Origin of the sequence: Alkalihalobacillus sp. FSL W8-0930 (assembly GCA_037965595.1) — a bacterium.
Classification (GTDB): Bacteria; Bacillota; Bacilli; order Bacillales; family Bacillaceae_D; genus Alkalicoccobacillus.
On sequence record CP150183.1, the window covers coordinates 411,736 to 424,638 of the forward strand.

General features: G+C 41.5%; 14 protein-coding genes. 9 read left to right on the forward strand and 5 right to left on the reverse strand.

The window, feature by feature from the left end; translation table 11 throughout:
* Positions 1-115: 115 nt before the first annotated feature.
* The 6 genes from NSQ54_02255 (at position 116) to NSQ54_02280 (ending at position 4,768) form a co-directional block, all read left to right on the forward strand.
* On the forward strand, positions 116-574 hold the full coding sequence (locus NSQ54_02255) for a hypothetical protein (protein WYP26958.1): 459 nt from the start codon (positions 116-118) through the stop codon (positions 572-574).
* Between the two features lie 50 nt (positions 575-624).
* On the forward strand, positions 625-2,016 hold the full coding sequence (locus NSQ54_02260) for a GAF domain-containing protein (protein ID WYP26959.1): 1,392 nt from the start codon (positions 625-627) through the stop codon (positions 2,014-2,016).
* Entirely contained in the window at positions 1,997-2,638 is a 642-nt protein-coding gene (locus NSQ54_02265) for a response regulator transcription factor (protein ID WYP26960.1), read from the forward strand. The genes NSQ54_02260 and NSQ54_02265 overlap by 20 nt, the downstream gene beginning before the upstream one ends.
* A gap of 14 nt (positions 2,639-2,652) precedes the next feature.
* Positions 2,653-2,943: a hypothetical protein gene (locus NSQ54_02270; GenBank protein ID WYP26961.1), complete on the forward strand. Its 291-nt coding sequence runs from the start codon at positions 2,653-2,655 to the stop codon at positions 2,941-2,943.
* Between the two features lie 183 nt (positions 2,944-3,126).
* A complete protein-coding gene (locus NSQ54_02275; GenBank protein WYP26962.1) occupies positions 3,127-3,519 on the forward strand; it encodes a VOC family protein in 393 nt (130 codons plus the stop codon).
* A 1-nt stretch (position 3,520) separates the two neighbouring features.
* Positions 3,521-4,768, forward strand: a complete 1,248-nt coding sequence (locus tag NSQ54_02280) for an MFS transporter (protein WYP26963.1) — start codon at positions 3,521-3,523, stop codon at positions 4,766-4,768.
* Between the two features lie 545 nt (positions 4,769-5,313).
* Here NSQ54_02280 and NSQ54_02285 read toward each other — a convergent pair.
* The 5 genes from NSQ54_02285 to nikA are packed head-to-tail and all read right to left on the reverse strand — an operon-like array spanning position 5,314 to position 10,426.
* A complete protein-coding gene (locus tag NSQ54_02285) occupies positions 5,314-6,153 on the reverse strand; it encodes a dipeptide/oligopeptide/nickel ABC transporter ATP-binding protein (GenBank protein ID WYP26964.1) in 840 nt (279 codons plus the stop codon).
* 29 nt (positions 6,154-6,182) lie between these two features.
* Positions 6,183-7,010: an ABC transporter ATP-binding protein gene (locus NSQ54_02290; GenBank protein ID WYP26965.1), complete on the reverse strand. Its 828-nt coding sequence runs from the start codon at positions 7,008-7,010 to the stop codon at positions 6,183-6,185.
* A 17-nt stretch (positions 7,011-7,027) separates the two neighbouring features.
* Positions 7,028-7,858 carry a nickel transporter permease gene (gene nikC, locus NSQ54_02295; protein WYP26966.1) on the reverse strand — a complete coding sequence of 277 codons (831 nt, stop codon included), beginning with the start codon at positions 7,856-7,858 and terminating at the stop codon, positions 7,028-7,030.
* Positions 7,855-8,799 (reverse strand): nickel ABC transporter permease, encoded by a 945-nt coding sequence (nikB, locus tag NSQ54_02300; protein ID WYP26967.1) that lies wholly within the window; start codon positions 8,797-8,799, stop codon positions 7,855-7,857. Before nikB ends, nikC begins: the two co-directional genes overlap by 4 nt.
* A gap of 22 nt (positions 8,800-8,821) precedes the next feature.
* Positions 8,822-10,426 carry a nickel ABC transporter substrate-binding protein gene (gene nikA / locus NSQ54_02305; protein ID WYP26968.1) on the reverse strand — a complete coding sequence of 535 codons (1,605 nt, stop codon included), beginning with the start codon at positions 10,424-10,426 and terminating at the stop codon, positions 8,822-8,824.
* 233 nt (positions 10,427-10,659) lie between these two features.
* Between nikA and NSQ54_02310 the strand changes: the two genes are divergently transcribed.
* Genes NSQ54_02310 through NSQ54_02320 form a run of 3 tightly spaced genes read left to right on the forward strand, consistent with a single transcriptional unit; the run spans position 10,660 to position 12,875 of the window.
* Complete coding sequence (locus NSQ54_02310) at positions 10,660-11,439, forward strand: class I SAM-dependent methyltransferase (GenBank protein WYP26969.1); 780 nt, start codon at positions 10,660-10,662, stop codon at positions 11,437-11,439.
* A 15-nt stretch (positions 11,440-11,454) separates the two neighbouring features.
* Positions 11,455-12,018, forward strand: a complete 564-nt coding sequence (locus NSQ54_02315; protein WYP28482.1) for an SAM-dependent methyltransferase — start codon at positions 11,455-11,457, stop codon at positions 12,016-12,018.
* 14 nt (positions 12,019-12,032) lie between these two features.
* Complete coding sequence (locus NSQ54_02320; protein ID WYP26970.1) at positions 12,033-12,875, forward strand: alpha/beta hydrolase; 843 nt, start codon at positions 12,033-12,035, stop codon at positions 12,873-12,875.
* Positions 12,876-12,903: the final 28 nt, after the last annotated feature.

Consider the following 12,903-nt stretch of genomic DNA (forward strand, 5'->3'; position numbering starts at 1 on the left):
AATAATTAATACATATATTGGAAAAGAGATGCCTGTCTAAGGTGTCTCTTTTTTCACGTTTGTTTCGGATATTCTAAGACTTGAGAGTAAATCCTACCATAAAGGAGTGGTAGAATTGAAATGGAGAAAAAACGGGTTACTAGGTATGATTGCTTTCGTATTGTTGTTGATCACTGCGAATCCGGGACAAGCCGTTACCTTTAAGGATCTTCCTCAGGTGCAGGAATCGGATCATTGGATTGTGTCACTGAAGGAACCAACGAATGACTCACGAATCCAAAAGCCGAATCCGAAAGCATTTGATACGTATGAGCTTGAAGTGGAGAATAAGAAAGGTGACATGGGGGCTGTGATCGTTCGAGCGTATCGGGATGAACCTGATACAGATGTGAGGTATGGCCTTGCGATCATGGATGAACAACAAACAAAAGGCTTACTTACACTTGGAGGAGCGGCTACTTACTCAGCTATGTCCGTTACTAAGAAAGCAAAACAAATTGAGATCGATGTACTTTGGACGACTGGAATAGAAGGCGACCGACCATATAAGGAAACGTTTATTTTTAAACAGTAATGACCTTGTTCACTTATGATACACTAAGGGAAAAAGTGGAGGGACCCGTTGTGGATATTCTTCGCGCATTAAAAGAAATGTCAAAAACACTAAACGAAGGAACAGATGTGACGTCTATGCTGACGCCTGTCCTGACTAAGATTTTGCAAGTAACTGGCTTATCGAGTGGCTGGATTTTTCTGATTGATCAAAAGGGAAACCATACGCTTGTGGCAGAGTCGAATGTACCTGAAGCGCTAGCGTGTGCAGAGGGACGATTGCTTAAAAAAGGAGGCTGCTGGTGTAAACGCCAGTTCCTAAATGGTGAGTTAACAAAAGCAGTCAATATGCTTGAATGTCAGCGTTTGGAGCATGCAGTTGATCAGGAGCTCGGAGATACAAATGATCTTACTCATCACGCAACGATTCCGATCCATGCTGGTGACGAGCCGATTGGTATCCTTAATGTGGCTTCACCTGGAAAGATTCATTTTAAAGAAGACGAACTTAACATACTTGAAACGATTGGATATCAAATAGGAACGGCAATAAAAAGAGTGAAATTGTATGAACAAGAAGCGAAACGAGCGCTTGAGTACAGTCAATTAAGCTCTTTTCTACAGCGTTTACATACACTCTCTTATAAAAGCTCTGATCAAATACTGATGAGTGAATTCATACATACGTTTCAACTAAAACCAGAAGATGTAGATGTGACATTACCAATTGAACATCTAGCCTTTCTACATGAGAAACAACTAAGCCAAGAGCTCAGGGCGCATCTTCAGGAGCACCTTTGTCTGTTTAAAGAAAGACAGCGACTTCTTGAACTTGAAGAACAACTCACTCAACAAAAAGAGAGAGAGAAGCTAGCTCATGATTTGCATGACTCCGTTAACCAACTACTGTTTTCTTTGCAATTACGTCTAAAAGGATTATCTATGCGTCTGACAGAGCCTTCATTAAAAGAAGAGCTTCGAAGCTTAACGGATATTGTTCAAGAGGCACTCAAGGGCGTAAAAGAAGTTATTCAAGTACGCCGCTCAACTGGAGAAGAGCTTGATTTATCTAAGCAAATTCTCAGGTACGGGCAGCTTGTTGGAGTAAGAGTTGAACTCTTACATGATCAGTTGGTAACGTTCAGTGAAAAGGAACAAAAAGAGGTTTATCGTATCGTACAAGAAGCGATAAATAATACGAAAAAACATGCAGGCACAGAAGAAGTACAAATTTCCATACAGAACGATCATCAGCAACGAAAAATACAGATTAAAGATGCAGGTAGAGGCTTTGATGAACAAAAGGGTATTCTTCTAGACACGATCGGACTTAAAGGCATCCGCCTTCGAGCGCAGAAAATAAATGGAATCGCTACATTATCAACAAAAGAAGGATTAGGGACAACATGGGAAATCGTTTTCCCTGGGGAAGGGAGCAACCTAGATGAACCTATTAATCGTTGATGATCACCAGATGGTTCGTAAGGGGTTAGTTTATTTCTTAGAAGCTATCCCAGCGTTTCAAATTGTAGCAGAGGCTACAAACGGTCAAGAAGCGATCGATTTATATGATCAACACAAGCCTGATGTCGTTTTGATGGATATTGATATGCCCGTTCTAAATGGGATTCAAGCAACAACAAAGATCAAAGCAAGGTGGCCAGCTGCACGAATCCTTATTGTAACAAGCTTTGCTGATCAGGATTATGTGATCCCCGCTCTACAGGCTGGAGCATCGGGCTATCAGCTGAAGGATGTAGAGCCAGAAGAGCTTGTTGAAACAATCAATGCAGTGTATAAAGGTGAAAATAAACTGCATCCACACGTCATGAAGCATGTTCTGTCGCATGTAACCTATGACTCTACGAAACAACGATTAAACAGTTTAACAGAAAGAGAAGTGGATGTACTTAAGGAAATTAGTACAGGTAAGAGTAATAAAGACATTGCCGAAGCTCTTTTTATCTCAGAAAAAACGGTGAAAACACATATATCCAACCTGTTGTCCAAGCTGGAGCTTGCTGACAGAACCCAGGCAGCCTTATTCGCCATTCAGGCTGGGATTGCAAAGCCTATTATTTTATAGAAGGAGAATCATGAATGAAGCAATATCGGTGGTTAATTGGAGTTGGAGTAAGCGCGCTTATTGTGGTCCTAGGTTTTTTGATTAGAATTGAAGTGGATTCACCAGCAGATGAGACGGTCATTATCGACTATACATTAACAGAGTACAGCGCCCCAGCTTGTTTTGATGATGCCGGGTTTACGAATAACATTGACGATGCGACGTATGGGGAGATGGAGAACTCGGCGTTTTCTCCAGAATCGAAGTGTACGAGGGATGCATTTCAATCAGAATCGGTCCCCTTGTGGTTCTGGTATTTTAGATGATTTTTGACATAGAATAAAGCAAGTAAGGATCATTGATTCAGTCTGAGAATCAGTGGTCCTTTTTTTCGTTATTTCTCATTCCATCTACATCAAAAGTCTGAGAGAAGATCCATCCTTTGTGGCTATTTGGGGTCAGATTAGATTGGTACATTAAATGTACAGAATAGCTAGGGGGAATGGAACATGAATGCTACACAAATACGAATCGCACGACCAACGGATCAATTAGAGCGTATCATCGAATTTTATGAGAAGGGTTTAGGATTAAAACAAATTGGCTCCTTTCAAAAGCATAGTGGCTACAATGGGGTGATGTATGGGTTACCTGATGCTACGTATCACCTCGAATTCACACAACATATCGAGGGCAGCCCTTGCCCGGCACCAACAAAAGATAATCTACTCGTCTTTTATGTACCTGAGTATGAGGAGATCAAACAGGTAGCAGAACGATTGAACAAGCTAAGGTATGGAGAGGTGGAACCTGAGAATCCATATTGGAAGGAGCTAGGCATCACAATCGAAGACCCGGATGGCTGGCGAATTGTCCTCATGAATACAAAGGGATTGCAGTAAATTGAACGGGCTGTGGAACAATCGAAACGCAGTCGTCTTACTCGGGGCAAATCTCTTTGCATCAATTGGGATGGGTATCTTAAGTTTAGGAGTCGCTTGGTTGCTTGTAGACAGGCAAGGTGGAGAGAAACTACTTGGAATCGTCATGATCGCCACAACCATCTTGTTATTCTTAACGGCTCCGTTAATTGGTGTGATGATCGATCGATTTTCACGAAGAAATATTATGAGGGGGAACCAATGGTTTGTGTTGCTTCTCGTTACACCGATTGCAGTGTCCGCATCCATTAATCAAGGATTAGCAACGTGGCAGCTCGTTTTATTGTATGTAGTTTCAGTTGCGTATTATGGCGTTCACTACCCCAACATGCTGGCTTACGTCCAACAGCTCTTTGATAAAGGGAAACATGGTTCAATGAATGGCTTACTGGAAGTTCAATCTCAGTCTGCAAGTATGATTGCAGGGGGAGTAGGCGGTGTATTGTTTCAATTTATTGAACCGTCTCGTGTTCTTTTAGTAGTGGCCCTTGGTAGTCTAATTAGCTTGAGTCTGATTCACAACTTACCGAAAGATCAGCCTTTCAAGATCAAAAAGGTTGATCAGGTTCCAAAAGTGACAGAAAGGAACGTAGGACTGACCTTTATAAAGCAGAACCTCGCATTCAGTTTGGTTATCCTCTCGTTGCTCATCCCGTTTGTCACATTAATGGTAGGGAACTACTTACGACCAGTCTATCTAAATCAAACGCTTCAGGTTGATGCCTCCATCTATGGTTATACTAACATGCTTTATTCGCTTGGTGCTTGCATGGCGGGAGTGTTTGTTACTTGGCTGTTTGCTCGTTTTGGACCATGGGCTGCGGTGATTGTATCAGTTGGTTTTTATACGAGTTCGCTTTTTTTCATTGCCCTTATACAGTTCGTTCCACTCTTTTTGCTTTTGCAACTCTTTCAAGGTCTTGGAAATGCGGGCAGTCGAATTTGTAAACAAACGATCATGATGGCGAGAATTGATAACTCTCGGATTGGTCGTGTGAACGGAGTGTTCGACGCAATAGGGATGGGAGTTCGAGTGATCCTTCTTTTGCTATTCACCGTCTCGATGGACTGGTTTAGCACGCAGCTCGCTTTTCTTAGCATGGCCATTATATCAAGCGGTGCAATACTTATGATCATCGCAAATAGGTCACAGCTGGCCTTTGGATTAAAAAGGAACACTCAGTCAAAGCCTGTAAGGGGGGCTTCATGATGCTGGATATATATAAGCAGTGGGCTATTGATAAAAGGCATAAGTACATGCGAGAGTCAAATGAAGCTCGTTTAGCGAAATGTCTTAGCCTAAAGAAGAGGTCTTTCTTTCAATGGGTGAAGGGATTGCGGAAATGAAAAGGCAGGGACATAAATTAAATGAATGAGGAAATAACGAATAATACGATTCGACTATTCATCATTCGTGTGTGTTAAAAAAACGAGCGGAAGGAGAACCCGAGACTCCTATGGAACAGAACGTGGTGAAGACACTGCAGCGGCGCTTTTCCCGCGGAAGGGGCTGAGGCCGTTCCCATGGAAAGCGAGGGTTCTCCTGTAGCGGATATATTACTAAGTTCGTGTTTTATTTCTCAGTTAATCCATCTTCCTGACATCCAAAGAGAATGATACACACACTAAAAACAAGCAAAACAAGTGATCTTCTCACATCAACCACCTCATATGTTTTTCTATGATTATACGATAATATGGAAATAGTTTGTTAAAAAAGACATGAATTTCTCCGGGGAAATCCATGCCTTCTCTTTAATCAAACGTTTGTTTAACAGTCATTCTCTCATTCGGAAGTGGCGCCACTGTACGGAATCGAGGGTGCTCTGCCAGAATTGATTTTCTTAATTCACTCACTTTTGGGTGGTGTGAAAGTAAAAATTGATCCTTTGATTCGTACAATTCAATCAGCTCGCCCTCTTCCATGACACCAATCTGATCAGAGAGAGTGAAAGCTGCTTTAATATCATGTGTAATGAATAAATACGAGAGGTTATATTCATGTTTTAAGTCAGCCAGTAAGTCTAAGATTAAACTTTTCGTAATCATATCTAAGCTACTGACCGATTCATCTAATACAATAAGCTTAGGCTTTTGAGCGAGTGCCCGAGCAATTGTTACACGTTGTAGCTGTCCTCCGCTTAGCTCGTGAGGAAAGCGTGTTAATTCATTTTCGCTTAGATTTACACGCTCTAATAGTTCAATTACTTGTTTACGCATGTCGCCAGATGAAACTAGTCGATGGTTTTCCATTGGCTCACGAATGATTTGTTCGACGGTCATCCGCGGGTTGACGGCGGAATACGCATCTTGGAATACAATTTGAAGATCCTTACGAAGGAGCTTCTCATTTTCCTTTTTGTACATCTCTTTTCCTTGAAACAGAACGTGGCCGGACGATGGGGGATGGATGCCAAGAATGACTTTTCCAAGAGTGCTTTTACCCGAACCGCTTGTACCAATTAACCCCAAGCACTTTCCTTCATCGATCCCAAAGGAGATGTTATGAAGAACATTTCTCTGTTTTTGTCCAAATGAAAAAAGATTCTTTGATCCGTAGTGAGCATGAACTTGTTTCACTTCTAAAACTCTCAAAATGTAACGCCTCCTTGGCCTAAAGGGAATCACCCGTTTGAATAAAAGTAAGGCTGACCTTCTGCATAAAGGGAGGGTCTAGTCCGTAATAATCTTTTGGTATATTCATGTGTTGGTTTGTCAAACAACGTTAAGACTGGAGCTGATTCAACGATCTGTCCATTTTGCATGACGATCACATCATCAGCCATCTCGGAGATGACACCGAGGTCATGAGAGATCAAAAGAATAGAGGTTCCGTACGTTGATCGTACATCCTCAAGTAACCGTAATACGGATAGTTGACTTGATAGATCAAGGGCCGTTGTTGGTTCATCTGCGACAATAAGCGCCGGCTTTAACGAGGCGGTAATGGCAATCATAACTCGTTGAAGCATGCCACCACTCAACTCAAATGGATATTTTTTCATAAGTTCTTTTGGATCTTTTAGATTAACGCTCTGCATGGTTTCTATGGCAAGCTCAGCCGCTTCTTTTTTAGAGAGGGACAAATGAGTTCGTAGCGTCTCAATGAATTGCTGACCGATTGTGAAGACAGGAGTGAAGGCATTCATCGGATTTTGCATAATGAATGCAACTTCTTTTCCACGAATCGATCGCATCTTCTTTTCACCAAGTCCATTTAATTCTTGTCCTTTTAATCGAATGCTACCCTGTACTTGCATCGTTTGTTTGTTGTGAAGCTGGAGGATCGACATACTTGTGATCGTTTTGCCGCAACCACTTTCACCAACAATGCCTAGTATTTTACCTTTTTCAAGCTGAAAGGAGATGTTTTTGATTAAAGGCGAAAGGCCATTATGTGTTTGAACGTCTGTTTGCAAATTCGAAACGCTAAGAATCTCTTGCTCTTCCATCATAACCCTCACTTTTATTAACGTCTTTTCACAGCATATTTTTCGGATAAGGATTCACCTAGTAGATTAAAACTAATGACAACAAGCATGATCATGGCCCCAGGATACACCATTACCATTGGATTTGTTCGGATATATGATTTACCTTCAAGAATCATCGAGCCCCACTCCGGTGTAGGTGGTTGAATGCCGAGTCCGAGAAAGGACAGTGAAGATAAACTCATGATCGACCAGCCCATTTCGAGCGTTCCAATGACTGCAAGCGAAGGCAGGATATTCGGAAGAATGTGCTTCCGAATAATTGCAATAGAAGAAGAACCACTAATCCTTGCAGCTGTGATATAGTTTTGACTTTTTAGGCTTAGAACCATGCCTCGAACGACTCTAGCATAGTATACCCACTGTACAAGAACGAGCCCAATAATGACTTGCGTAGGACCTGCTCCCCAGATACCAACAAAACCTAAAACAAAGATAAGACTTGGAATCGACATAAGTCCATCAGCAAATCTCATAAGGACTTGATCAACCCATCCGCCTACGTAGCCGGCAACGACGCCAACCACTAAGCCAATGCCTAGTGCCGTACAAAAGATAATTAATGCGTACCCTAGTGAGATTCGTGCGCCAAATAAGATTCTTGAAAAGATACATCTACCTAAGTGATCTGTGCCGAGCGGATAGGTCCACGAAGGTGGCTGTAATCGATTGATTGAATCAACTAAGGTAGGATCGTTCGGCATAATATAAGGTGCAATAAGCGCGATTATGAAAATAATTCCTAAAATAAATGAGGAGATTACCATCATTTTATGACTGTAGAAAAAGCTTCGGAATGTAGTCGTCATTTTGATCCACCTCTAACCCTTGCAATTCGTGGATCAATCATCATTTGCAATAGATCTACTAGTAGATTGGCAAGTAGGAAAATAGCAGAAGCGAGTACCACATATCCTTGAATGACGGGAATGTCACGATTAAACAAAGCATCAATAAAATATCGTCCAAAGCCAGGCCATGAGAAGACAACTTCAACAATAATGGCCCCTGTCATTAAGTTTCCAAGATTCATTCCAAGTCCCGCAATCATTGGGGAAATAGACATCCGGAATAGATGTTTTCCGATTATTAACTTCTCACGGAGGCCCCTGGTACGAGCAAATAATACATAGGGCTCCTTTAAATTATCCATGACACTTGTGCGTAAAAGGCGTGTGTAAACGGCAATTAACGGAAAGGCCAATGTAAGTGAAGGTAAGACTAAGTGCTGCCACGAACCGGTTCCTTCAACAGGGAACAAGTCAAACTTCACGGATAGAAAAAAGATTAATAAATAACCTAACCAAAAGGAGGGGATGGAGGCCCCAATAAAAGAGAGGGCCCGACTGAGATGATCAATTAGACTGTTTTTCTTCATGCCTGCAAAGAAACCGATCGGAACACTAACAACAATGGCAATAAGTAAACTTGAGATCGATAACTGAATGGTTGCCGACATCCTTGACGTAATCTCTTGAAACACAGGCTTGTCTGTAAGATAAGATAAGCCAAAATCGAATTGGCTTATCCTTTTAAGAGACTCCAGGTACTGAACAACAAAATGCTGATCTAACCCTAGCTCTGCCCTTTTATCCTCAATCATTTGATCCGTTGCTTGGATGTGAGCAGCTGCGAAATAAGCCTCTGCCGGATCAACTGGAGATAAACTAATCATTCCATAGGTAACAAATGTAGCGATAAGAAAGATCGGAACAATCATTAGTATTCGTTTCATAATATACATGCTCATGTTGTTGTACTCCCGTTCAGTCCTAGTTACGTTTTATACCTGAGAATGAATGCTCATCTCGATTAGGAGAAAACGTGAAATCAGAGATGTCTTCTTGGTACAATGCAATTTTGTTTACATAGGATATTGGAACAATGGCTGCTTGTTCTTGCAGGGATCCTAGTATTTCTCGGTAAAGCTCTTCTCGTTCTTCTTCATCTGTTGACTTGAGAACTGTATCAATTTGTTCTATGATTTCGTCTTTGTTTTCGTAGGAAGAAATGGCTTCATTAAAACCAAACCCTTCTGTTGCTATAATATTAGCAAATGTGTGAGGATCATAAGGTGCGCCATAGTTACTAAAGAAATTCATATCAAAATCATTCGCCTTAAAGCGTTCGATCTGTGTACTGAGCTCAATGCCTACAATATCAAGCTTAACTCCAAGGGCTGTCCATTCAGATTGTAAGGTTTCAGCCATTGTTTTTTGGATTGATTCCGAAGAGTTATACATTAATTCAAACTCTAAAGGCTGACCATCTTTTTCCCGAACTTGGCTTCCATTAGGTAATGTCCACCCAGCTTCCTCAAGAAGTTCAATCGCTTTATCTGGATCATACTCTATCGGTGTTGCATCAATATTCGAAGTGTACGGCATATTTGGAGGCAGAATGTAGTCTGCTGCTTCTTCAAGTCCGGATGTTACGCCTTCAACTAAGCCTTGTTTATTAAACCCATAATGAAGGGCTTGTCTCACGCGTTCATCAGAAAGCTGCTCTTTCGTTGTGTTCATAACAAGCTGTCTAGTAGCGACTGGATCAGACACACTTGTTTTATATTCACCGGTTGATTCAAGTTGTTTAAATGAATCGAGACTGATAATTCCTTCTCCGTATATAAGGTCAACATCACCCTTTTCAAAGGCAAGAACACGGGTCTCTGCATCAGGAATTACCTTAATCGTAAGAGATTCTTCTTCTGGAAGATCACCCCAGTAATTGTCGTTTCGTACAAAGGTCGCATATTCGTCTACTTTATAATCGTCTAAAATCCACGGACCAGTACCAACAGACTTTTGAATGTCTTGTAATGCAGGATCAAGATCTTGAACATTTGTATCACCAAAACGCACAGGTCTTACAACGGTAAGCTCTTGAAGTGTAGGGTAATAAGGCTCTGTTAATGTAATTTTAAATGTATATTCATCTACGGCTTCTGTATCGTTAATTTTTGGAATGAAACCTAACCAGCTGTGTATATCAATGTTTTCAAGTATGTTTTCAAAGTTTGATTGAACAGCGTCAGCGTCAAACGTTGTACCATTTGTAAATTCTACGTCATCACGTAGGTGAAAGGTATATTCCAGACCGTCTTCGGAGATGTCCCACGACTCTGCAAGATGAGGAATTAATTCTCCTCCTTCTCCATATGTAACTAATGGCTCATACATCATGGACTGAGCGAAAAGTTGAGATGGAACGTAAACATGGGGATCCATTTCTCCAATATCATATGGCCATGCGAATGTAAGAGTATGCTCATCAGGTGCTTGAGAGCCTTGATTGTCTGCTTCTCCAGTTGAACATGCACCTAAAAGTAGTGCGGATGTTAGTGTGATACCAATGATTGAATGTGTTCGATTAATCATACTCTCTCAACCTCTCTAGATGAAAATGAAAACTATTATCAATAGTAGATTTAAAGACAGACTTTGTCAATAAGAATTTGAACATTCAAATAGGTTGCGTGAATCACATGAAACCTTTGCGGGAGAGGAGGTATGACAGTTTAAGGGTACTCTGTAAAATCGGTTTCAATTGTTAATAGCAGGAAATTAACGTGTGAATCGAGAAGTGTTTAGATAAAGTGAGGTGCTGTGGTATGGAAAATAAATTTGATCAGTTAGAAAATCAATTTACGTATGCTGAACGAACTGCACATCAGGAATGGATACAGCTCATTCTTTCTAAGGTAGTGCTTGAGGACAAAAGAGTAGCGGATATTGGCTGTGGAGGTGGAATCTATACTAGGATGCTGGCAGAATGTGGGCCACGCTCCGTTCTAGGTGTGGATTCCTCTAAGCGAATGCTTGAAGCGGCTCAAGCAAAAACAACAAGTGATACGATCCAATATGTCTACGCCGATGGAGAGAACTTAGCTCCTCTCGCTGATGGCAGTCTTGATGTCGTGGTAGAACGGGCTGTGATTCACCATCTAACCGAACTGCTTCCTAATATGAAAGAGATTTCTCGTGTGCTTTCAAAAGAGGGAGGAGTCGCAATCATCCAAGATCGAACGCCTGAGGACTGTTTAATAGAAGGATCGCCAACGCATATTCGTGGCTATCTATTTGAATGCTTTCCGTTTTTAGCAGAATTGGAAAAGAAGCGTAGGTTTTCAGATGAAGCGGTCCAGAAGGCAATGCTTGCGGCAGGCTTTAAGTGTGTGGAAAAGGTTGAATTGTGGGAAACACGCACTGTATATTCAACCATAAATGAGCTGGCAGAAGATCTACTGTCTAGAAGAGGACGAACCATTCTGCATGAGTTAAATGATGAGCAACTAAAAGAGTTTGTGAGTTATGTATCGTCAAAGCTTTCACAGGAGCGGGAGATTATTGAGAAAGATCGCTGGAGTGTATGGTTTGGCTTTTGTAACTGAAGAGAGAGGCGGGGAATAGAGTTGAGCGAGCTGAAGGTCGTAATTGGATCGGGTGGCTACAATAATAATCCTGGATGGCTCCATACAGAAGAGGATGAACTGAATCTACTAAAGCGTTCAAGCTGGAGAGAGAATTTTAAAGAAGAGTCTATCTCTGCGGTTGTAGCCGAACATGTGTGGGAGCATCTTACATATGAAGAGGGCCTAAGTGCGGCTCGTCTGGTAAGAGATTATCTAATGATAGGCGGACACATTCGTTGTGCTGTACCTGATGGATATTTTCCAAATGAAGAGTATCAACGGATTGTACAAGTGGGTGGACCAGGACCCGAGGACCATCCCGCCTTTACCCACAAGATTGTGTATACATACCAGACGCTCCAATCACTTTTTAAGGAAGCAGACTTTAAAGTCAACTTGTTAGAGTATTTTGATGAGCAAGGAGTCTTTCATACAAGTGATTGGAAGAAAGAAGACGGAGTCATTTACAGATCGTCTAAGTATGATCCGAGAAATCAAGGAGATGGCCCACACTTTCCATCGCTTATCATCGATGCAACAAAAATAGATAACGGATAGGAGAGAAGAATTCAATGTGGAAGCAGGAGTTACTTGAGACAGAACAGGGTATATTTGAAGTGTTTATGAAAGGTGAAGGCGACCCTTTGTGTGTGACTCATTTATACAGCGAGTTTAACGACCGAGGTAACTACTTTGCTGATCCATTTACGGAAGCGTTTACTGTATATTTGGTGAACCTGCGCAGTGCAGGAAATTCGCGCGTCGTTGCTGCTGAAAGTGAATGTAGCATGCGACAAAGTGTAGAAGATTTGGAAGCCATTCGTCGTGCCTTGCAAATTGATACATGGAGCTTTGCAGGACATTCAACAGGAGCGATGCTTGGACTGGTTTACGCAGTTGAGTACCCGGATTCATTAGAAAAGGTTCTAATTAATGCGGGTGCTGGAAGTTATGAGTACATGAATCATCCGGACTGTATCTACAATCGCTCAAACCCCTCTAATTCAAGGGTACTAGAATTACTGGATACCATAAAATCGAGTGAGTCAGTGGATGAACGAAGAGCTGCAAGTAAAGAATGGACACAGATGTCGATCTATCGTCCTGAACGATATGACGAGTATTTCTCAAAGCCTAGTAGCGGAAAAATCGTCGGGAGGCGGCTTAATTATTTTTCGTATCAGGAACTACCTACTTTTAACTTGTTCGAGCAGCTTCCTCATGTAAGAGTTCCTGCAATCATTAGCTGTGGGAAATATGATAGACAATGCCCACTCGACTGCTCCATACAGATTCATGAAAGCTTACCGCATTCAGAGCTTGTTATCTTTAATGAAAGCAATCATAATGCCTTTTTAGAAGAAGAACATGCGTTTAATGAGCTTGTTCAAAGGTTTAACCAACTTAGAGCCTAACCATCTAAGAATGAATTGGGGAATGTGT

Bases quoted from the DNA above. Each gene is read 5' to 3' on its own strand.
- NSQ54_02310 (WYP26969.1), top strand. From the start codon at position 10,660: ATGGAAAATAAATTTGATCAGTTAGAAAATCAATTTACGTATGCTGAA.
- nikA (WYP26968.1), bottom strand. From the start codon at position 10,426: ATGATTAATCGAACACATTCAATCATTGGTATCACACTAACATCCGCA.
- NSQ54_02290 (WYP26965.1), bottom strand. From the start codon at position 7,010: ATGGAAGAGCAAGAGATTCTTAGCGTTTCGAATTTGCAAACAGACGTT.
- nikB (WYP26967.1), bottom strand. From the start codon at position 8,799: ATGAGCATGTATATTATGAAACGAATACTAATGATTGTTCCGATCTTT.
- NSQ54_02320 (WYP26970.1), top strand. From the start codon at position 12,033: ATGTGGAAGCAGGAGTTACTTGAGACAGAACAGGGTATATTTGAAGTG.
- NSQ54_02270 (WYP26961.1), top strand. From the start codon at position 2,653: ATGAAGCAATATCGGTGGTTAATTGGAGTTGGAGTAAGCGCGCTTATT.
- nikC (WYP26966.1), bottom strand. From the start codon at position 7,858: ATGACGACTACATTCCGAAGCTTTTTCTACAGTCATAAAATGATGGTA.
- NSQ54_02275 (WYP26962.1), top strand. From the start codon at position 3,127: ATGAATGCTACACAAATACGAATCGCACGACCAACGGATCAATTAGAG.
- NSQ54_02265 (WYP26960.1), top strand. From the start codon at position 1,997: ATGAACCTATTAATCGTTGATGATCACCAGATGGTTCGTAAGGGGTTA.